The sequence below is a fragment of the Streptomyces sp. GL_141 genome (assembly GCF_057834385.1).
This window is the reverse complement of record NZ_CM174402.1, coordinates 6,273,640-6,292,203: the sequence shown is the minus strand read 5'-3', so window position 1 is coordinate 6,292,203 and position 18,564 is coordinate 6,273,640. Positions and strand designations below refer to the sequence as shown.

Annotated in this window: 20 protein-coding genes and 1 riboswitch; of the genes, 12 read left to right on the top strand and 8 right to left on the bottom strand. The window is 71.6% G+C overall.

Annotated features, from left to right (window positions below; translation table 11 throughout):
• The first annotated feature begins 69 nt into the window (after positions 1-69).
• From AC3IX6_RS27915 to AC3IX6_RS27900, 4 genes are all read left to right on the top strand, one after another.
• Entirely contained in the window at positions 70-828 is a 759-nt protein-coding gene (locus AC3IX6_RS27915) for a class I SAM-dependent methyltransferase (RefSeq protein WP_489365651.1), read from the top strand.
• A gap of 285 nt (positions 829-1,113) precedes the next feature.
• A complete protein-coding gene (locus AC3IX6_RS27910; RefSeq protein WP_266877102.1) occupies positions 1,114-1,515 on the top strand; it encodes an SCO2097 family morphological protein in 402 nt (133 codons plus the stop codon).
• Between the two features lie 101 nt (positions 1,516-1,616).
• Complete coding sequence (locus AC3IX6_RS27905; protein ID WP_489365650.1) at positions 1,617-2,231, top strand: DUF4126 domain-containing protein; 615 nt, start codon at positions 1,617-1,619, stop codon at positions 2,229-2,231.
• Between the two features lie 10 nt (positions 2,232-2,241).
• On the top strand, positions 2,242-3,642 hold the full coding sequence (locus AC3IX6_RS27900; RefSeq protein ID WP_489365649.1) for a phytoene desaturase family protein: 1,401 nt from the start codon (positions 2,242-2,244) through the stop codon (positions 3,640-3,642).
• A gap of 54 nt (positions 3,643-3,696) precedes the next feature.
• Here the strand turns inward: AC3IX6_RS27900 and AC3IX6_RS27895 are convergent, their stop codons facing one another.
• The 5 genes from AC3IX6_RS27895 to AC3IX6_RS27875 all read right to left on the bottom strand — a co-directional run bounded on the left by AC3IX6_RS27895 (position 3,697) and on the right by AC3IX6_RS27875 (position 8,331).
• The gene (locus AC3IX6_RS27895) at positions 3,697-4,608 is read right to left on the bottom strand and encodes a hypothetical protein (protein ID WP_489365647.1); all 912 of its coding nucleotides are present in this window, start codon (positions 4,606-4,608) and stop codon (positions 3,697-3,699) included.
• A 52-nt stretch (positions 4,609-4,660) separates the two neighbouring features.
• A complete protein-coding gene (metF, locus tag AC3IX6_RS27890) occupies positions 4,661-5,575 on the bottom strand; it encodes a methylenetetrahydrofolate reductase [NAD(P)H] (RefSeq protein WP_327252326.1) in 915 nt (304 codons plus the stop codon).
• A gap of 112 nt (positions 5,576-5,687) precedes the next feature.
• Entirely contained in the window at positions 5,688-6,338 is a 651-nt protein-coding gene (gene thiE / locus AC3IX6_RS27885; RefSeq protein ID WP_489365645.1) for a thiamine phosphate synthase, read from the bottom strand.
• An 89-nt stretch (positions 6,339-6,427) separates the two neighbouring features.
• Positions 6,428-6,793 (bottom strand): Rv2175c family DNA-binding protein, encoded by a 366-nt coding sequence (locus AC3IX6_RS27880; RefSeq protein ID WP_489365643.1) that lies wholly within the window; start codon positions 6,791-6,793, stop codon positions 6,428-6,430.
• A gap of 368 nt (positions 6,794-7,161) precedes the next feature.
• Positions 7,162-8,331, bottom strand: coding sequence for an NAD(P)/FAD-dependent oxidoreductase (locus AC3IX6_RS27875; RefSeq protein ID WP_489371579.1), 1,170 nt, complete (start codon positions 8,329-8,331; stop codon positions 7,162-7,164).
• 233 nt (positions 8,332-8,564) lie between these two features.
• Positions 8,565-8,677: riboswitch (TPP riboswitch) on the top strand.
• Between AC3IX6_RS27875 and thiO the strand changes: the two genes are divergently transcribed.
• From thiO to AC3IX6_RS27860, 3 genes are all read left to right on the top strand, one after another.
• Positions 8,675-9,934: a glycine oxidase ThiO gene (thiO, locus tag AC3IX6_RS27870; RefSeq protein ID WP_489365641.1), complete on the top strand. Its 1,260-nt coding sequence runs from the start codon at positions 8,675-8,677 to the stop codon at positions 9,932-9,934. It overlaps the preceding riboswitch by 3 nt.
• Positions 9,931-10,131 carry a sulfur carrier protein ThiS gene (gene thiS, locus AC3IX6_RS27865; protein WP_243330100.1) on the top strand — a complete coding sequence of 67 codons (201 nt, stop codon included), beginning with the start codon at positions 9,931-9,933 and terminating at the stop codon, positions 10,129-10,131. Before thiO ends, thiS begins: the two co-directional genes overlap by 4 nt.
• A gap of 4 nt (positions 10,132-10,135) precedes the next feature.
• Entirely contained in the window at positions 10,136-10,948 is an 813-nt protein-coding gene (locus AC3IX6_RS27860; RefSeq protein WP_489365639.1) for a thiazole synthase, read from the top strand.
• A gap of 644 nt (positions 10,949-11,592) precedes the next feature.
• Here AC3IX6_RS27860 and AC3IX6_RS27855 read toward each other — a convergent pair.
• Together AC3IX6_RS27855 and AC3IX6_RS27850 are read right to left on the bottom strand one after the other, a co-directional pair.
• Complete coding sequence (locus AC3IX6_RS27855) at positions 11,593-12,678, bottom strand: DNA alkylation repair protein (RefSeq protein WP_489365638.1); 1,086 nt, start codon at positions 12,676-12,678, stop codon at positions 11,593-11,595.
• Positions 12,679-12,704: 26 nt separating this feature from the next.
• Entirely contained in the window at positions 12,705-12,998 is a 294-nt protein-coding gene (locus tag AC3IX6_RS27850; RefSeq protein WP_283461633.1) for a hypothetical protein, read from the bottom strand.
• Positions 12,999-13,102: 104 nt separating this feature from the next.
• Between AC3IX6_RS27850 and AC3IX6_RS27845 the strand changes: the two genes are divergently transcribed.
• Both AC3IX6_RS27845 and AC3IX6_RS27840 read left to right on the top strand, forming a co-directional pair.
• Complete coding sequence (locus tag AC3IX6_RS27845) at positions 13,103-13,657, top strand: ABATE domain-containing protein (RefSeq protein ID WP_489365636.1); 555 nt, start codon at positions 13,103-13,105, stop codon at positions 13,655-13,657.
• Between the two features lie 27 nt (positions 13,658-13,684).
• Positions 13,685-14,455, top strand: coding sequence for a transposase (locus AC3IX6_RS27840; protein ID WP_489365634.1), 771 nt, complete (start codon positions 13,685-13,687; stop codon positions 14,453-14,455).
• Between the two features lie 18 nt (positions 14,456-14,473).
• On the opposite strand, the gene AC3IX6_RS27835 is transcribed toward AC3IX6_RS27840, so the two are convergent.
• On the bottom strand, positions 14,474-15,232 hold the full coding sequence (locus AC3IX6_RS27835; RefSeq protein ID WP_489365632.1) for a GntR family transcriptional regulator: 759 nt from the start codon (positions 15,230-15,232) through the stop codon (positions 14,474-14,476).
• A 110-nt stretch (positions 15,233-15,342) separates the two neighbouring features.
• On the opposite strand from AC3IX6_RS27835, the gene AC3IX6_RS27830 reads away from it, so the two are divergent.
• From AC3IX6_RS27830 to pknB, 3 genes are all read left to right on the top strand, one after another.
• Positions 15,343-15,570, top strand: a complete 228-nt coding sequence (locus tag AC3IX6_RS27830; protein ID WP_489365630.1) for a hypothetical protein — start codon at positions 15,343-15,345, stop codon at positions 15,568-15,570.
• Positions 15,571-15,656: 86 nt separating this feature from the next.
• Positions 15,657-16,112 (top strand): GNAT family N-acetyltransferase, encoded by a 456-nt coding sequence (locus tag AC3IX6_RS27825; RefSeq protein WP_489365628.1) that lies wholly within the window; start codon positions 15,657-15,659, stop codon positions 16,110-16,112.
• A gap of 524 nt (positions 16,113-16,636) precedes the next feature.
• Entirely contained in the window at positions 16,637-18,562 is a 1,926-nt protein-coding gene (pknB, locus tag AC3IX6_RS27820) for a Stk1 family PASTA domain-containing Ser/Thr kinase (protein ID WP_489365626.1), read from the top strand.
• Positions 18,563-18,564: the final 2 nt, after the last annotated feature.

Below are 18,564 nucleotides of genomic sequence, written 5' to 3'. Positions count from 1 at the left end.
CTGCCCGGGAGCGAGAGGCAATAGGGTGGGCAGCGACCGCTCACCCAACGTGCCGAGGAGCCATCAGTCGTGTCGGACACTTCCCGCCCCCGCGCCTCCCTCCGCACCGCCGTGGTGTGGGAGGTCCTCAAGGAGGCGCTCGACCGCCGGGTGAAGGCGACCGGGCGGGACGTGCTGGACGTGCTCGACACGGGCGGCGGTACCGGCAAGTTCGCCGTGCCGGTGGCCCACCTCGGCCACCGGGTCACCGTGGTCGACCCGAGCCCCAACGCGCTGTTCGGGCTGGAGCGCCGGGTCGCCGAAGCCGGCCTGGCCGATCTGGTCCGCGGGGTGCAGGGCGACGCCCAGGGTCTGCTCGAGGTCGTCGAGCGCGATTCCTACGACGTGGTGATCTGCCACGGCGTGCTGGAGTACGTGGACGACCCGGCCGAGGGCGTGGCCAACGCGGTGGCCGCCCTGCGCCCCGGCGGCATCCTCAGCCTGCTCGGCGCCGGACTCGGCGGAGCCGTCCTGGCCCGCGCCCTGGCCGGGCACTTCACGGAGGCCCGTACGGCCCTGACCGACCCGGCCGGGCGCTGGGGCGCGGGCGATCCGGTACCGCGCCGCTTCACCGCCGAGCAGCTCTCCGCGCTGGTCTCCGAGGCGGGTCTGGCCGTGGGCGCGGTGCACGGGGTCCGGATCTTCGCCGATCTCGTCCCGGGCGTTCTGGTCGACACCGAGCCGGGCGCCGTCGAGGCCCTGCTGCGCCTGGAAGAGGCCGCCGCCGAGCTCCCGGCGTTCCACGCGGTCGCCACGCAGCTGCACGTCCTCGGCGAGAAGCCCGCCTGATCTGCGGAGCTCGACGGGAACGCGGTGCGCCACTCACCCTCCGAACCGGGGTCGTGACCCGTATGATCGGGGGCAGCGACCGGCATGCCGGGCGGACCTCTGGGGAATAACGCCCTCAGTGGGCCGTTCAAGACGGCGCTGAGCATTCCCCAAGCGGTACTTTTTACGGGCAGTGTTTTTTAGAACGTGGCGTAGAGGGCGGGTATCACGGGGGCGATTCCCCGCCTATCCTGAAGGGGACCCCTGGTCGCTACCCCCCGCGACCGACGGATGAGGAGGACTCCCGTGCCGCTCTCGGAGCACGAGCAGCGAATGCTCGAGCAGATGGAGCGAGCGCTGTACGCCGAAGATCCCAAATTCGCTACAGCGCTTGAGGGAAGCGGACTGCGCACGTACACCCGGCGACGGGTCTACCAGGCAGTCGCAGGCATTGTGGTGGGTATCGCGCTCCTCATGACCGGTGTGATCGTGCCGAACGTACTGTGGATCAGCGTGGTGGGATTCCTCGTCATGCTGGGCTGTACGGTGCTCGTGGTCACCGGTTGGCGCAAGGCACCCAAGCCTGGTGAGCAGCCCGCCTCCGGTAGTGCAGGCGGTTCGCCCCAAGGGCAGAACCGGCAGCGTCGGTCGATGATGGGCCGTATCGAGGAACGGTGGCAGCGCCGCCGTGACGAACAGGGGCAGTAGGCCCCTCCGACACAGACTCGGATGAGGGGACGGCCGCCGGAAGGCGGCCGTCCCCTCATCGTTTTCGCGCCGGATCACGGCTTCTGGGACATGATGATCAGATGAGTGTGCTCCCCCTGGTCTTCACCAGCGGCTGGGCCAGTGGGATCAACGCATACGCCGTGGTCCTGCTGCTCGGCATCTTCGGCAGGACCGGACTGACCGACGAGGTCCCCGCATCCCTGCAACGCACCGACGTGCTGATCGTGGCGGCGGTCCTCTTCCTGTGCGAGGCGGTCGCCGACAAGATCCCGTACGTGGACTCCCTCTGGGACACCGTCCACACCGTGATCCGCCCGGTGTCCGGAGCGGTGGTCGGCGCACTGCTGGCCGGGCAGAGCGGCTCGCTCTCCGACATCACCGCCGGCGCGGTCGGCGGCACCACCGCCCTGGCCAGTCATTTCGTCAAAGCCGGCACGCGCATGGCGATCAACACCTCGCCCGAGCCGTTCAGCAACGTCGTCATGAGCACCGCCGAGGACCTCGGCGTGGGCGGGATCGTCACCTTCGCGATGTTCAATCCCGAGGCCGCCGCGATCATCTGCGCCGTCCTGCTGGCCGTCGGACTCGCCCTGCTGATCTACCTCTGGGCCAAGATCCGCCGTTATCTGCGCCGCCGCGCCCAGCGCCGCGAGGAGAAGAGACTCGCCGCCGAAGTGGCCCGCGTCGCTCGATAGGCTCAGTGGCATGGCACGAATTGCGGTGATCGGCGCCGGGATGGGCGCGATGGCGACGGCGGCACGGCTGGCCGTCGCGGGGCATCAGGTGACGGTGTACGAGCGCGGGGCGACCTACGGCGGAGCCGTCGGCCGGTACGCCCGCGACGGCTTCGTCTTCGACACCGGCCCCGGCCTGGTGCACCTGCCGGCCGTCTACCGCGATCTGTTCGTCAAGACCGGCAAGCGCCCCCTGGAGGAGTGCGCGGAGCTGGTCCAGATCGACCCCGCCGTCCGCTACGTCCTCCCGGACGGCCGTACGCTCACCTTCCCCGGAGGCTCGCACGGGGGCGCCGCAGCGGCCGTCGAGGCGGCCTTCGGACCCGGCTCCGGGGACCGCTGGAGCGCGGTCCTGGGCCGCGCCCGGGACGCCTGGGACGCCACCCGCCGGCCGCTCCTGGAGGAGCCGCTGACGCAGGACCGGTCGGCCCTGGGCCGCGATCCGTACCCCGCCCTGCGCGGGAGCGGGCTGCTGCGCCGCCGGCCGCCGACCCTGGCCGAGGTCGCCGCCCGCGAGCTCGGCGGCGACGGCTTCGACGAGCTGCTCACCGCGCGCGTACGGGCGTACGGGATCGATCCGGCGACCGCCCCCGCCTCGGCGACGGTGCTGCCCTACATGGAGCAGACCTTCGGCAGCTGGTACGTGCGCGGCGGGGTCCGGGAGCTGGCCACCGCCGTGTACGAGCGGTGCCTGGAGCGGAAGGTCGCCTTCGAGTTCGGCGCGGCGGTACGGAAGGTGCTCGTGCGGGACGGCCGGGCGGCCGGGCTGCGGCTGGCCGACGGCACCGAGGTGACGGCCGACCACGTGGTCTGCGCGGCGGACCCCCGGCCCCTGGAGATGCCGGCCGCCCTGGACTCCGCGCCGGTCGGCACGGAACCCGCCCGCTGGTACACCCTCTTCGCCGCCCTGCGCGGAGCCCGGGACGCCGACGCCGTGCACCGCACGCTGCTGGGACCCGTCACGGTGCTGCGCCCCGACGACCCGGCCACCCGACCGGACGCCGAGCACGAGGCGATCACCGTGCACGCCGTGGTGAGCGACCGGGCGGCGCCCGCTCCGACAGCCGGGGACCTGCTGACGGCGGCCGCGCGGGCCGTCCCCGGGCTGCGGGAGCGGCTGCTGTGGCACGAGCTGCGCACCCCGGCCGAAGTCGGCGCGGACACGGGTTCGGTGGACGGCCGGGTGCCCGCGCCCTCGCTGGCCGGTGCCGGGGGGCGGCTGCTGCACCCCGCGAACACCACCGGCGTGGCCGGGCTGTACCTGGCCGGCGGCTGGGCGCACCCGGGCGGCGGGCTGGCGCACGCCGGCATGACGGGGGCCCTGGTGGCCGGGCTGATCGTGGAGGGCGCGGACTTCCGCGGCTCCCGCTAGCCCGCGGCCGGCCTGCATGGCTGGCCGGCTGGGTGGCCGGCCGGCTGGGTGGCTCTAGTAGCGGTACTGCTCGTACTCGCCCGTGCCCTGGTACGGATACGGGTACGGCTGCTGCTGCGGCTCCTCCGCCGGGTAGGGCTGGCTCACGTCGCGCTGCTGCGGGACCCAGACGCCGCCGGGCGGGGTGTCCATGGAGTACTGCTCCTGCTGCCCGGTCGCGTACGGGTCCGGCGCGTAGCCGCCGTACGGGGCCTCGTAGCCGTACGGCTGCTGCGGGGCGACGGCTCCGCCGGTGCCGATGTACGGATCCGAGTAGGCGGCGTAGACCTGCTGCTCGCCGGGGGCCGGATAGCCGGTGGTGTAGTCGTAGCCGCCCTGGGTCTGCGGGTCGTAGTACGCCGCGTACTGGTGGGCGTCCTGCTCGGCCGGACCGGCCGGGGCGAACGGCGTGATGGGGGAGGCGAAGGCGCTGGTCTCACCGGGGGCTCCGTACGAACCGGCCGCGTCGGCGGCGGGCTGCGCGGGGTAGAACCCCTGGACCTGCTGGCGCACGGGGCCCGCGGTGAACGCACCGGAATCCTCGTCGGAGTCCTCGTCCCCCGCCGGGTCGGACCCGTACTCCAGGGCCGTCACCTCAAGGGACGGCTCCGGGCGCGCTCCGGCCGCGGCCCGGCGGCGCCGGCTCTGCGGGAGCTCGGGCTCGGGGGCCTTGCCCCGGCGCAGCGACCAGCCGGACACGAAGCCCTTGCGGAAGGAGAGGGTGACCAGCGTCTGGCCGATCGCGAACGCGACGGCGCCGGCCCCGATGACGAGCACCGACGGCAGCACGACGCCTGCGACCACGCCGACGAAGCCGGCGAAGGCGAGCAGGCGCCAGCGCAACCGGGCCTTGTACTGCATCAGGACCTCGGCAAGCAGCCACAGCGCGACGAAACCGAACGCGATGTAGAGGACCGTCATTCCCATGCGGGGCCCCTCTCGGTACGGCCGCCCGCCCGTGGGGAACGGGGCCGGCCGATCAGGCCCGCTGGTGCAGGCCCAAGTTCTCGTAGATCTCGAGCGTCGCCGTGGAATTGTTCAGCGTGATGAAGTGCAGCCCCGGGACACCCTCGGACAGCAGCCGCGCGCAGAACTCCGTGGCGAACTCGATGCCAATGGAGCGTACAGCGGCCGCGTCGTCCTTGACCGCGAGCATGCGCTCTTTCACAGCCGCGGGGAAGATTGCGTTGCTGAGTTGCGGGAGCCGGTCGAGCTGCTTGATGTTCACAACAGGCATGACCTCGGGGATGATCGGGGTGTCGCAGCCCGCCTTCTCGACGCTGTCGCGCATCCGGAGGTAGTGCTCCGGATCGAAGAACATCTGTGTGATCGCATAGTCGGCGCCCGCGCGGCACTTGTCCACGAAGTGCCGGATGTCCGTGTCCCAGTCCGTGGAGCGGGGGTGCATCTCGGGGAAGGCCGCGACGCCGACGCAGAAGTCGCCGGACTCCTTGACGAGCCGGACCAGGTCGGCCGCGTAGTGCACGCCCTCGGGGTGCGGCACCCACTCGCCCATGGGGTTGCCGGGCGGGTCTCCGCGCACGACGAGCATGTTGCGGATGCCGGCGTCGGCGAACTGCCCGATGACGTTGCGCAGCTCGGCGATCGAGTGGTCGACGGCGGTGAGGTGCGCGACCGGGGTCAGCGTGGTGTCCGCGGCGATCTGCTCGGTGGCCCGGACGGTGCCGCCGCGGGTGGATCCGCCGGCCCCGTAGGTGACGGAGACGAAGCTCGGGGCCACGGCCTCGACCCGGCGCAGCGCGTTCCAGAGGTTGCGCTCGCCCTTCTCCGTCTTGGGGGCCCAGAACTCGAAGGAGTACGAGCGCCCGGACGCGATGAGGTCGCGGACCGTGTGTGCACGGTCCGACCAGGTGGAAGAGGTACCAAGGGCCATACGGGGAGGTTAGACGCGGTCCGGTGTCCATCGAAGCGTTGTCCACGGATTGGACGCGGAAATGAGACGCCGGGGTGGTGCGGTGCGGGCGGCCGGGGCCGCCCGCGGCCCGCTAGCCGAGCCGGGCGCGGACGCGCTTGGCGAGGTCAGCGGCGGCGGCGCCGGGGTCGGAGGCCTCGGTGAGGGCCCGTACGACCACGACGCGGGAGGCGCCGGCGTCCAGAACTTCGTCCAGGTTCCCGGCGTCGATCCCGCCGATGGCGAACCACGGCCGGTCCTGGGCGAGGGAGGCCGCGTGCCGCACGAGGCCGAGGCCGGGGGCGAAGCGGCCGGGCTTGGTGGGGGTGGGCCAGCAGGGGCCGGTGCAGAAGTAGTCCACTCCGGCCTCGGCGACGGCCGCGTCGACCTCCGCCTCGGAGTGGCAGGAGCGGCCGATGAGGATCTCCTGACCCAGGATGGCGCGGGCGGCGGGCACCGGGATGTCGCCCTGCCCGAGGTGCAGCACGTCCGAGCCGATGGCGTGCGCGACGTCGGCCCGGTCGTTGACGGCGAGCAGCTTGCCGTGGCGGCGGGCCGCTTCGGCAAAGACCTGGAGGTGCTCCAGCTCCTCGCCGGCCTCCATGCCCTTGTCGCGGAGCTGGACGATGTCCACGCCGCCGGCGAGGACTGCGTCCAGGAACTCGGGGAGGTCGCCCTGCCGCTTGCGGGCGTCCGTGCACAGGTAGAGCCGGGCATCGGACAGCTGGGCGGCAATGGCGGACATGGGTACCCCCGGGTGGTGTGTCGTACGTACGTACGCGGTGTGCGGGCCCCGGCCGGGGGTCCGCACACCGCGCTTGAGGCGGAGTCAGGTCAGATGGCGAGCGCCTGAGCGCGGCGCTTCACCTCCGTGCCGCGATTCTCGCTCAGCGCCTGCACGGGGGTGCCGGGCAGGGTCTCGTCGGCGGTGAAGAGCCACTCCAGGATCTCCACGTCGGTGAAGCGGTCGTCGCGGAGCACGGTCAGCAGGCCGACCAGGCCCTTGACGATCTTGTCTCCGTCGATGAAGGCCGCGGGGACCTGGAGGGAGCGGTTCTCGCCGCGGCGCACCGCGAGCAGCTGCCCTTCCTTGACCAGCTGGCGAACCTTGGTCACTTCGATGTCGAGCATCTCCGCGATGTCGGGGAGGTACAGCCAGGCGGGAACAAGGGCATCGATCTTTGCGTCAATCTCGGTCACGAGCACAAGCCTGCCATCTCGCACTCGCTGCCGGTACCCGAGCGACCCCGTCCGGGGCGCGGGGGCCCCGTATCCGGGGCCGGAGACAGGACCGGGCAGGACCCGAGCGAGCCGAAAACAGGACACCCGCACCCCCGACCCGAGGCCGGACCCGAGGCCCCGGGACGAAGCCCCGAGGCGGGCCCGGGCACAGCCCGGGGAACCGGGGCGCAGCCCCGAGGCAGGTCCGGGCGCAGCCCGGGGAACGGGCGAAGGGCGGGTAGGGGACTTTGCACGTAGGTGCCGGGCCAGGAACGGGAGCGGGCGCAGCCCGAGCCGCCCGGGGCCCGACCCCGGCCGCACCCGTTCCCGACCCGCGCCCCGCCGGGTCAGCGCAGGGCCGACTTCAGCGCGATCCCCGGGTCGGCGACCTTCGCCGGGTCCACGGGGGTGCCCGACTCGATGAGGCGGCGCCCCTGGGCCAGGTCGCGCGGGCGGCCCACCGCGAGGACCGCGACCAGCCGGCCGTCCCGCAGCCAGCACACCGACCAGCTGTCGCCCGCCGGGTCGCCGCGCCACAGCGGCGCGTCCGCGTCGGCGTGGTGGCCCGCGTACTGCACGAAGCGGCCGAACTGCTCCGACCAGAAGTACGGGACCGGGTCGTAGACCTGCTCCCCGGAGCCGCCGGCCACGATGTCCGCAGCCACCACCCGCGGCCCCTGGAGCGCGTTGTCCCAGTGGTGCACCAGCAGCCGGGACCCGTAGCGGGCCGACGGGAAGGAGGCGCAGTCCCCCACGGCGTACACCCCGGGCACCGAGGTGTGCAGCCGCTCGTCGGCGGTGACGGCTCCGTCCGGGCCGAGCTCCACGCCGGACCCGGCCAGCCACCCGGTGGCCGGCCGGGCGCCGATGCCCACCACGACCGCCCCGGCCGGCAGCGTCCGCCCGTCGGCGAGCAGGACCCGGCCCGGCTCCACGGAAGCGACCCGCGCGCCGGTCAGCAGCTCGGCGCCCGCCTGCGCGTACCAGCGCCCCATCGGCTCGGCCACCTCCGCGGGCAGCGCGCCCGCCAGCACCCGGTCGGCCGCCTCGACCACGGTCACCGCGCAGCCGGCCTCGCGGGCGGCCGTGGCGAACTCCGCGCCGATCCAGCCGGCCCCGACCACCACCACCGCCGAGCCGGCCGCCAGGACGGGCCGCAGCCGGGCCGCGTCGTCCAGGGTGCGCAGCAGGTGCACCCCGGGGACGCCCTCCGCTCCGGGCAGGGTCAGCGGGAGGGCGCCGGTCGCCAGCACGAGGACCTCGTACGGGACGGGGCCGGCCTCGGTGTCGACCTCCCGGTCGGCGGCCCGCAGTCCGGTGACCTCGACCCCCAGCCGGAGTTCGATGCCGAGCTCCTCGAAGTCGACGTCGAAGGCCGAGTCCTCCGCCTTGCCGAGGAGCACCGCCTTGGACAGCGGGGGCCGGTCGTAGGGCTGGTGGGGTTCGGCTCCCAGCAGGGTGACGGGGCCGGTCCAGCCCTGTTCCCGTAGGGCTACCGCAGTCTGGACCCCGGCCATCCCGGCGCCGACGATCACCACGCCGCGCCGAGTGTCTTCCGTCTGCTGCGTCTGCTGTTGCGTCTGCTCGCTCACGCGGCCCAGCCTAATCAACTGACGGTCCGTCAGGAACAGCGGGTGGCGACCTACCTGATTCCGGGCGGGGACCGCGCGGACGCGGTGCGGACTCCGGGCGGACACCGGCACCGGGGAGGCAGCCTTACCGGCCGTCGGCCTCGGCGTTACTCTGGCACCGAACCTATCGCGGGAGTCCGGGCGCACCGGGCTGAGAGGGAGGCTGGCCGGCCTCCGACCGTACGAACCTGATCCGGGTCATGCCGGCGAAGGGAGGGGCTGGACGCCCATGCATTCTTCCAGGAACAGCCGGAGTCCCGGCTACGACGTCCTCGTCATCGGGGGCGGCATCATCGGCCTGGTCACCGCCTGGCGGGCGGCCCGGCGCGGGCTGCGCACCGCGCTGGCCGATCCGGCCCCCGGCGGCGGCGCCGCCCAGGTCGCGGCCGGCATGCTGGCCGCGGTCACCGAGCTGCACTACGGCGAGGAGACCCTGCTCGGGCTCAACCTCGCCTCCGCCGCCCGCTACCCCGAGTTCGCCGCCGAGCTCGCCGAAGCCAGCGGCGGCATGGACATCGGCTACCGCGCCTGCGGCACCCTGGCCGTCGCCCTCGACTCCGACGACCGGCTGCACCTGCGCGAGCTGCACGCCCTCCAGCGCCGCTGCGGCCTGGAGTCCGACTGGCTGACCGGCCGCGAATGCCGCCGCCTGGAACCGATGCTGGCTCCGGGCGTACGCGGCGGCCTGCGCGTCGACGGCGACCACCAGGTCGATCCCCGCCGCCTCGCGGCCGCCCTGCTGGCCGCCTGCGAACGGGCCGGGGTCGCCCTGCACCGCGCCGCGGCGGCGCGACTGCTGACCGCCGCCGACCGGGCCTGCGGCGCGGTCCTCGACGACGCGGACGGTACGGAGCTGCGCGCCGACCAGGTGGTGCTGGCGGCGGGCTCGCTCAGCGGCCGGCTGGACGGCGTACCGCCCGAGGCCGTGGCCCCCGTACGGCCGGTCAAGGGGCAGGTGCTGCGCCTCGCGGTGCCGGCGTCCTACGCCCCGTTCCTGTCGCGGACCGTACGGGCCGTGGTGCGCGGCAGCCACGTCTACCTCGTACCCCGCGAGAACGGCGAACTCGTCGTCGGCGCCACCAGCGAGGAACTCGGCTGGGACACCACCGTCACCGCGGGCGGGGTCTACGAACTCCTGCGCGACGCCCACGAACTGGTGCCCGGGATCACCGAACTCCCCCTGGTGGAGACCCGGGCCGGACTGCGGCCCGGGTCGCCGGACAACGCCCCCCTTCTCGGCCCGACCGAACTCCCGGGACTGCACCTGGCCACCGGGCACTACCGCAACGGGGTCCTGCTGACCCCGCTGACCGGGGACGTGATGGCGGACCTGCTGACCACCGGCGAACTCCCGGAGATCGCCCGCCCCTTCACCCCGCGCCGCTTCGCGGCCACGTCCGCCGAGACGTCCGCTGGTTCGTCCGCTGAGACGTCCGCTGATACGTCCACCGCCACGTCCACCCTCACGCGACAGGAGTCGTTCGCATGACCATCTCCGTCAACGGCGAACCGCGCGAGATCGCGGACGGGACCATGCTCGCCACGGTGGTCGCCACCCTCACCGAAGCCACCAAGGGGGTCGCGGCCGCCCTCAACGAGACCGTGGTGCCGCGCGGCCAATGGCCCTACACCTCCGTGACCGACGGCGACCGCGTCGAGGTCCTCACCGCAGTCCAGGGAGGCTGAGCACATGGCGGACACGCCCGACATCTCCGACGACGCCTTCACCCTCGCCGGCCGGACCTTCTCCTCACGCCTGATCATGGGCACCGGCGGGGCCCCGAGCCTGGACATCCTGGAACGGGCGCTCGTCGCGTCCGGCACGGAACTCACCACGGTCGCGATGCGGCGCCTCGACCCGACGGTCCAGGGCTCGGTCCTGTCCGTCCTGAACCGGCTGGGCATCGCGGTCCTCCCCAACACCGCGGGCTGCTTCACGGCGGGCGAGGCCGTACTGACGGCCCGGCTGGCGCGGGAGGCCCTCGGTACGGACTGGATCAAGCTGGAGGTCGTCGCGGACGAACGCACCCTCCTCCCGGACGGCGTCGAGCTTCTCGACGCCGCGGAGATCCTGGTCGACGAGGGCTTCACGGTCCTCCCGTACACGAACGACGACCCGGTCCTCGCCCGCAAACTGGAGGACGTGGGCTGCGCGGCGATCATGCCGCTCGGGTCCCCGATCGGCTCCGGCATGGGCATCCGCAACCCGCACAACTTCGAGCTGATCACCGAGCGGGCCGGGGTCCCGGTCATCCTGGACGCGGGGGCCGGAACCGCCTCGGACGTGGCCCTGGCCATGGAACTGGGCTGCGCGGCGGTCATGCTCGCCTCGGCGGTGACCCGTGCGCAGCTCCCCGTCCTGATGGCCGCGGCCATGCGCGACGCGGTATCGGCGGGCCGCCTGGCCCACCGCGCGGGCCGCATCCCCCAACGCCGCTTCGCGGAACCCTCCTCCCCGGTGGAGGGCCGCGCCACCCTCGACCCGGAACGCCCGGCGTTCTGAGGGCACGACGGTACGGGGCCCTGCGTGGGCGGGGCCCTCACCCCCTCGCGCCCGCACCCGGACGCGGTGGCTGCCCACCCGCCCCCTCCGGTACCGGGGCCGGACCGGACCGCCCAGCGCGGCGGGGCCGGGGGAAGGGGCGGGACTAGACCCGGCCGGGAGCGGTGAAGGCTTTGGGGTTTCCCGTCAGCCTCATCGTCCTTCCGCGTCGGGCCGGCCTGTCAAGGGCGCTCACTACGTTCGCGTCGCTCCGCGACGGCCTTCGGCCGCCCTTGACAGACCGACCCGCCACGGAAAAACGAAGGCAGCCGGAAAACCCCAAAAGAACGGCCTGGCCAGAGAGACATGGACGGCCATACCGGCACAGTCCACCCCCACTCCGGGAGGGCCTGCCCATGGCCTAAGGCGACCACGAAGCCCCAAGTCGAGCACGGGCGCATCAGATCGCTACACGCATCCCCTCGCTTAGCGGCTACCGGCCGTCCGCACCCCCACACCGAAAACCCACCCCCTACCCTCTAGATGATCGCTTCCAAGGGATAGCTGCGCGGATGCAGGTTCCCGTTTCTGGTGGCGGAAGCCCCATGGGGGTGGCGGCGCGATGCCGGATACGCCACCGAAGCGGGGATGCGAGGCGGTTGCCCTCAACAGTTCAGCGTGAACGAGGCTTCCCCGTGGGATCGGCCGTTGACCTGGAGCTGCAGCAGATGGACACCCGGGTGGTAGCGCCGCGTGCTGATCGGCTTGAAGGAGTGTCTGCGTGTCGCGCGCCACGTCTCGCCGGGAGCCAGGGACCGCGTGGTGAGTTTGAAGACCTTGGGGGTGCGGGTCCCGTTGGCCTTCATGTGGAGGACGACGTAGTCGATGACGAGGTGAGCGGTCTGATCGTGAGTGTTGGTCACCGAGTAGTCGAACAGCAGATAGTCGCCGACCCGGATCTCCGAGACGTGCACGTGCGGGCCCTCGACGGCGACGGGACTGTCCGGGGAGTGGCCGAGCAGCGTAAGGGCCCCGGCGTGGCCGGACTTGATCAGGGTCCGCAGGCCGTGCCGTACCAACCGGGTCGTCGTCGGTGCCGGGTCGCTCAGCCAGCGCTCCGCGACACCGGCGGCGATGTCGGGGTGGTCACGGCTGATGTCGTTGAGGTGGTTGGCCACTGATCTGCGGACGTACTCGGAGTCATCCCGGTACAGCGCGTCGAGCAGGGGCAGAGCGGGTGTCGGATCCGCGATCAGTTCCGGAAGCTGGGGCGCCCAGGGCAGTCTTGGCCGCGTGCCCTCACTGGCCAGTCGGCGGACGTGGAGGTCGGGATGCGCGGTCCACGGCGTCATGACCCGGAGAGCGTGTTCCAGGTCGGCACGGAGGAAGGGCCGGACGGCGATCTCCGCGGTCAGGCGCGGGGTGAGTTCGGCAAGCAGGGCGAGCGCCGGTTCGAAGGCGTCCCGGCCCCGTACGGCGACGGCCTCGGTGACAGGGAAGATCATCCATCCGGTGAAATCGCTGTCCCGCAGTGCGGCGCGCAACACGTTCGCGAAGGCCGGGTAGTCCGCCGGAAGATCAGCCAGGACGGCATTTCTGATCAGGGCGACACGCTCGGTGAAGCTCAGCCCGTCCAGGACGGCGCCGCACCTCCGGGTCTCATGCGCCGTGATCCCGTCACCGGCTCGCGTAAGGCATCGGGCGAGGCCGGCGACGGTGTCCGCGCCGAGTAGTTCGTCTGCCGAGGGCACAGCGTCATTCTCCTTGGTCTCGGGGGCTATGCGGTGTGCAGTACCTGAGCGTGCCGCATCTCGTGCACTGTGCCGATTCGGCTGAAGAAGCCCTGTGCCCGGGGGTCGGTCGGCATCTCCTTGGCCGCGCGCTCGGCGACGGCGGCGGACGACCAGATGATGAAGTCTAGGACGGTGCCGTCGTCGAACTGGGCGAGGTGGGCGCCCTGAAAGCCGTCGCCGTACTGCTCCTTGAGCAGTTCGACTAGCTGCTCTCGGTGGGCGGTGAGTGCGGCAGGGTCGTCGGTGTCGAACCTGACGTACTCGATGGTTGCACTCATGGCATCACCCTTCGTCGACCACGCGACTCACGGAGTTGGTAGATCAAATCCGTGAGTTGAAGTTATCACGGGTTCGCTGACCTGAATCCAGTAGATTGAGTGGCATGACCATCCGGGACCTGCAGGAAATGCCGTGGATCGGCGAGGACCCGGTCCTCGACTTGGCCAATACCGTCGTCGTCGGCGCAGGCCCGGGGCGCGGTGACGTCGACTTCCTCGCCGATCGGGAACTCACCAGGCGATGGCGCGCCCGCGCCGCCGACCGCAGGTTGGCCGCCCTCTCCTTGAAGGAGCTGGAGCGGCTGCGTGGGTTGGTCCGCGACGCGCTGGACGCGGCAGCCGGACAGCGGCCGCTCGCCGACAGTCTGCGGACCCGCCTGAACGAACTCGCCTCGTCCGCCCCCGTGGTCTTCCGGGTGACCGGCGACGGCCTGCTCGCACAGCAGGAACGGGGTGGCGGCGTCGATGCCGTCGTCGCCCGCGAGACGCTCGTCCTGGCCGCGGGTCCAGACCGTCAGCGGGTGCGGCGCTGCCACGCCCCCAGTTGCGGCATGTTCTTCCTGGCCAGGCGCCGTGACCAGGCATGGTGTTCCCTCGGCTGCGGCAACCGGGCGAGGTCCAGCCGGCGCCAGCCGCGAGAAACGGGAACCCATAGCTGATGAGACAAGGGAACCCAAAGTCAGGTTGTGACACCAGACTTGGACTCCCTTGCGGCCGCGCTCTATGCGGAGACCGACGACCTGCTGAAGGGTTCGCCGCAGCTTGCTCCGTGGCGGGCGGCGGTGGGTATCGCCCCGAAGCTCACCGACGCCGAGCCAGTCACGCTCGCGATGATGCAGGCCATGCTCGGCTTCACCCCCGAGGCCCGGTGGCTCCGCCATGCCCACCCCCACCTGCGGCATCTCTTCCCGTACCTGCCGAAGCAGCCCGGCTACAACAAGCGCCTGCGCAAGGCCGCCGAGCTGCTCCGCCGGGTCACCCGGCTCCTGGCCACCGAGACCACCGCGCGGAGCGACGACGTGTGGATCGTGGACTCCACGCCGGTGGAGTGCGGCCGCTCACGCGAGACCGTCAAACGCTCCGACCTCGCCGGATGGGCCGCGTACGGGTACTGCGCCAGCCACAGCCGCTTCTTCTGGGGCCTGCGGCTGCACCTGGTCTGCACCCTCCAGGGCCTACCGATCACCTTCGCCCTGACCGGAGCCAAGGCCGACGAGCGCGAGACCCTGCTGGACCTGCCCGCCGCCGAACCGGCCCTCCTCGCCAGCCGACCCGCCCAGACGCTGATCGGCGACAAGAACTACTTCGGCCGCGACTTCGAACAGCACCGAGGACGCACCCCCGACGGGGTCATCACCCGCGTCATGCAGCGCATCCTCGCGCTGACCGCCGCGATCTGGCACAACGACCACACCGGACAACCCGTCCTGCGCTCACTGACCGCCTACGACCACTGACCCCTTGGAATTGATCATCTAGGCGTCGAAGTCGTACTCCAGCACGTAGGAGGCGGAGTCCAGGGTCATCTCATTGACCTCAACGGCTCGACCGCCTTCGGCGAACGCGGTACGGACGATCTGGATGATCGGTGTGCCCATCGAGAGCGAGAGCCCTTCGGCCTCGTCGGCCGAAGGCATCCGGGAGCGAATCTCCTCACGGAAGTGAACAGGTGCGTGCCCCAGCTCGGCGAGCCTCGCGTACGTCCCACCGGGGCCGGTGTCGGCTTGCGTGATGGGGGAGTCGGCGACGATGGCCGACGGAAGGTACGAGGTCGCGAAGAGCACCGGCTTTCCCTCAAGCACGAAGCGGCGGCTACGCATCCAGACCTGGGACCCTGCGGGAACGCCGAGGGCGTCGGCGATGCGGTTTTCGGCTACTTCCTCGCGCACCTCGATCTGATCGACGACAAGCTCGCGGTCTTCGGTATCCGCGGACCAGATGGAACGGCCTGAGCCCCACTGCTCCTGCGCCAGGCGCTGAATGCTGCGCCGCCTCAGCGGTTTGAACGCCCGGACAAAGACGCCGGCACCCTTCCGTGCCTCCACGAGGCCTTCGTTCTGGAGTACGCCGAGGGCCTGACGTGCGGTCATCCGGGCGACGCCATAGGTGGCCATGAGTTCGTTCTCGCCTGGCAGGCGGTCGCCCGGGCCGTGCTCACCCGACTGGATGGCCGCCCTCAGCGCATCAGCGATCCGCTGGTACTTCGGCTGGCGGGAGCCGCCTTGGCTGGTCATCGAACGATCACCCCTTCTCCTCTCTAGACACCCTAGGGCCAGAGGTCGGACACCGTGCGTACCAGTGTCGAGACCTGTCCGCACGAACCATCAACATCTCTAGAGATGTGTTGACAGAAAGCTCTGCGTGGGCTGAAGTGGAGAGGTCTCTTCTGGGCCACCACGTCCGCGACATCGCATCCGGCGCCGAGGGGCAGTTGATGGCAGTGATCAACGAGAACGTCTCGGACTCCTTCGCCCACGAGCAGTGGATGGAGTTGGCTTACGTCCGTGATGCGTCCGGCCGCGAGTTCACCACCGCGATCCGCAACATCGAAACGATCAGCCGGATGACGTGATCTCGTCCGCGCGGGTGCGCTGTTCGAGGGTGGCAAACTCGTCGAGCACCTCGCGACACCGAGTGACCAGATGGAGGACGAGCGCAGTGAAGATCGTGGTGGACGACCTCTCCGGCCCTGAGATCGCCGGGTTCTTGGACGAGCATGTCCAGCAGATGCGGTCCATTACGCCTCTGGAGAGCAAGCATGCCCTCGATCTCGATGCCCTCCGCAAGCCCGAGATCACGTTCTGGTCGGCGAGGGACGGCGATGCCTTGGTTGGCTGCGGTGCGATCAAGAGGCTGGACGCGCGCCACGCGGAGCTGAAATCGATGCGCACCGCGCCGATACGTAAGCGGAGCGGGATCGCGTCCCTGCTGCTGGAGCACATCATCGCCGAGACCACGCGCATGGGTTTCACGCGACTGAGCCTGGAGACCGGTACGGCCGATTTCTTCCTGCCGGCCAGGAAGCTGTACGAGAAGTTCGGGTTCGTCCACTGCGAGCCGTTCGCCGACTACCAGCCCGACCCGAACAGCACGTTCATGACGAGGAAGTGCTGAAGGGTTGGGGGTGGGGGTGGGTTTTCGGTGTGGGGTGCGGACGGCCGGTAGCCGCTAAGCGAGGGGATGCGTGTAGCGATCTGATGCGCCCGTGCTCGACTTGGGGCTTCGTGGTCGCCTTAGGCCATGGGCAGGCCCTCCCGGAGTGGGGGTGGACTGTGCCGGTATGGCCGTCCATGCCTCTCTGGCCAGGCCGTTCTTTTGGGGTTTTCCGGCTGCCTTCGTTTTTCCGTGGCGGGTCGGTCTGTCAAGGGCGGCCGAAGGCCGTCGCGGAGCGACGCGAACGCAGTGAGCGCCCTTGACAGGCCGGCCCGACGCGGAAGGACGATGAGGCTGACGGGAAACCCCAAAGCCTTCACCGCTCCCGGCCGGCCCGGATACCGCCCCTTCCCCCGGCCCCGCCGTACTGGGCGGTCCGGTCCCGCCCCGGTACCGGAGGGGGTGGGGGGCGCCCGCGTCACAGGTGGGCTGCAACCCCCGGGGACCCGGGACTGGGGCCCGGTCGGCCCTCGTAGAATCGCCGGGTGGACACGACCCTGGATGACCCTCTCGTCGGGCAGACGCTCGACGGCCGCTACCGCGTGGACGCCCGCATCGCGGCCGGCGGCATGGCCACGGTCTACCGGGCCGTCGACACCCGGCTGGACCGGGTCCTCGCCCTGAAGGTGATGCACCCGGCCCTCGCCGCCGACCCCGGCTTCGTCGACCGGTTCATCCGGGAGGCGAAGTCCGTGGCCCGGCTCGCCCACCCCAATGTCGTGGCCGTCTTCGACCAGGGGACGCACGGCCCGTACACGTACCTCGCCATGGAGTACGTGTCCGGCTGCACCCTGCGCGACGTGCTGCGCGAGCGCGGTGCGCTCCAGCCCCGTGCGGCACTCGACATCCTCGAACCGGTGCTCGCCGCCCTCGGCGCCGCGCACCGCGCCGGCTTCGTGCACCGGGACATGAAGCCCGAGAACGTGCTGATCGGCGACGACGGCCGGGTCAAGGTGGCCGACTTCGGGCTGGTGCGGTCCGTGGACTCCGTGACCAACACCACGGGGTCCGTCCTCGGCACCGTCTCCTATCTCGCCCCCGAGCAGATCGAGAACGGCGTCACCGACACCCGCGTGGACGTCTACGCCTGCGGCGTCGTGTTCTACGAGATGCTCACCGGCTCCAAGCCACACACCGGCGTGAACCCGGCCCAGGTGCTCTACCAGCACCTCAACACGGATGTCCCGCCCCCGTCGGCCGCCGTCCCCGGGCTGCCCGCCGCGCTCGACGAGCTCGTCGCCCAGGCCACCGCGCGCCATCCCGATCTGCGTCCCTACGACGCGGCCGCGCTCCTCGGGCTGGCCATAGGGGCCCGCGCCCAGCTCTCCGACTCCGAGCTGGACGCCGTGCCGCCGCAGGCCCGGGCCGCGGAGCGGACCGCCGCCGAGGACCGCACCAGCGTGATCCCCCGCCCGGTGACCACCTACGCCACGCACGCCTCGCACGCCGAGCCCGTGTCCCACACCTCCCGGCTCGCGGCCCCGCCCCTGCCCCCGGCACCGGCTCCGGCCGCCTCCCGGATCCGGCGCCCCGGCGCGCTGCTCGTCGTACTCGGCGTCCTGCTCTTCCTCGGCCTCGGTACGGGGGTCTGGTACATCAGCTCCGGCCAGTTCACGAAGGTCCCGAACCTGCTCGGCAAGACCGAGGCGGAGGCCAAGTCCCAGCTGTCGGCGGCCGGGCTCGGGGTGAAGCGGGTCGACCGGAAGTTCAGCGCGGCCTTCGACAAGGGGACCGTGATGAACACCGACCCCGCCGGCGGCAAGCGCATCCGCGGCAACGGCGCGGTGACGCTCACCATCTCGCGCGGACCCGAGGTCGTCGTGGTGCCCGACCTCAAGGGCAAGCCCTTGGAGGCCGCGAAGGCCGAGCTGACCTCGGTCGGCCTGACGCCGGGGGCCGTCACGCAGGCCTTCAGCCAGGACATCGCGCAGGGCTCGGTGATCAGCACGGACCCGACGGGCGGCCAGAAGCGGTCCCTCGACACCCTGGTCGCGATGGTGGTCAGCAAGGGCCGCCCGGTTCCGGTGCCGCGCGTCACGGGCACCCCCCTCGACCAGGCCCGTTCCACCCTGGAGGGCCTCGGCCTGAAGGTGGAGACGGCCCCGGAGGAGGTCAATTCCCCCTCCCCCGCCGGTACGGTCGCCAACCAGTCGATCGGCGCCGGAAGCCAGGCCGCCGCGGGTGACACCGTCACCCTCACCGTGTCCAAGGGTCCCCGCCAGATCCCGGTCCCGAACGTCACCGGTCAGGAGGCCGACGCGGCCCGCGCGACCCTGGAGGGGCTGGGCTTCAAGGTCAAGGTCGACAAGCCCTTCCTCTCCTTCAGCAACACCGTCGACTCCCAGTCGGTCCCCGCGGGCCAGAACGCCGCCGAGGGCAGCACCATCACCATCAGGACCAAGGGGCTGTAACA

Bases quoted from the DNA above. Each gene is read 5' to 3' on its own strand.
- AC3IX6_RS27900 (WP_489365649.1), top strand. From the start codon at position 2,242: ATGGCACGAATTGCGGTGATCGGCGCCGGGATGGGCGCGATGGCGACG.
- AC3IX6_RS27835 (WP_489365632.1), bottom strand. From the start codon at position 15,232: ATGACCAGCCAAGGCGGCTCCCGCCAGCCGAAGTACCAGCGGATCGCT.
- AC3IX6_RS27860 (WP_489365639.1), top strand. From the start codon at position 10,136: ATGGCGGACACGCCCGACATCTCCGACGACGCCTTCACCCTCGCCGGC.
- AC3IX6_RS27850 (WP_283461633.1), bottom strand. From the start codon at position 12,998: ATGAGTGCAACCATCGAGTACGTCAGGTTCGACACCGACGACCCTGCC.
- AC3IX6_RS27905 (WP_489365650.1), top strand. From the start codon at position 1,617: ATGAGTGTGCTCCCCCTGGTCTTCACCAGCGGCTGGGCCAGTGGGATC.
- thiE (WP_489365645.1), bottom strand. From the start codon at position 6,338: ATGTCCGCCATTGCCGCCCAGCTGTCCGATGCCCGGCTCTACCTGTGC.
- metF (WP_327252326.1), bottom strand. From the start codon at position 5,575: ATGGCCCTTGGTACCTCTTCCACCTGGTCGGACCGTGCACACACGGTC.
- thiS (WP_243330100.1), top strand. From the start codon at position 9,931: ATGACCATCTCCGTCAACGGCGAACCGCGCGAGATCGCGGACGGGACC.
- AC3IX6_RS27875 (WP_489371579.1), bottom strand. From the start codon at position 8,331: ATGGCCGGGGTCCAGACTGCGGTAGCCCTACGGGAACAGGGCTGGACC.
- AC3IX6_RS27895 (WP_489365647.1), bottom strand. From the start codon at position 4,608: ATGGGAATGACGGTCCTCTACATCGCGTTCGGTTTCGTCGCGCTGTGG.
- thiO (WP_489365641.1), top strand. From the start codon at position 8,675: ATGCATTCTTCCAGGAACAGCCGGAGTCCCGGCTACGACGTCCTCGTC.
- AC3IX6_RS27845 (WP_489365636.1), top strand. From the start codon at position 13,103: ATGACCATCCGGGACCTGCAGGAAATGCCGTGGATCGGCGAGGACCCG.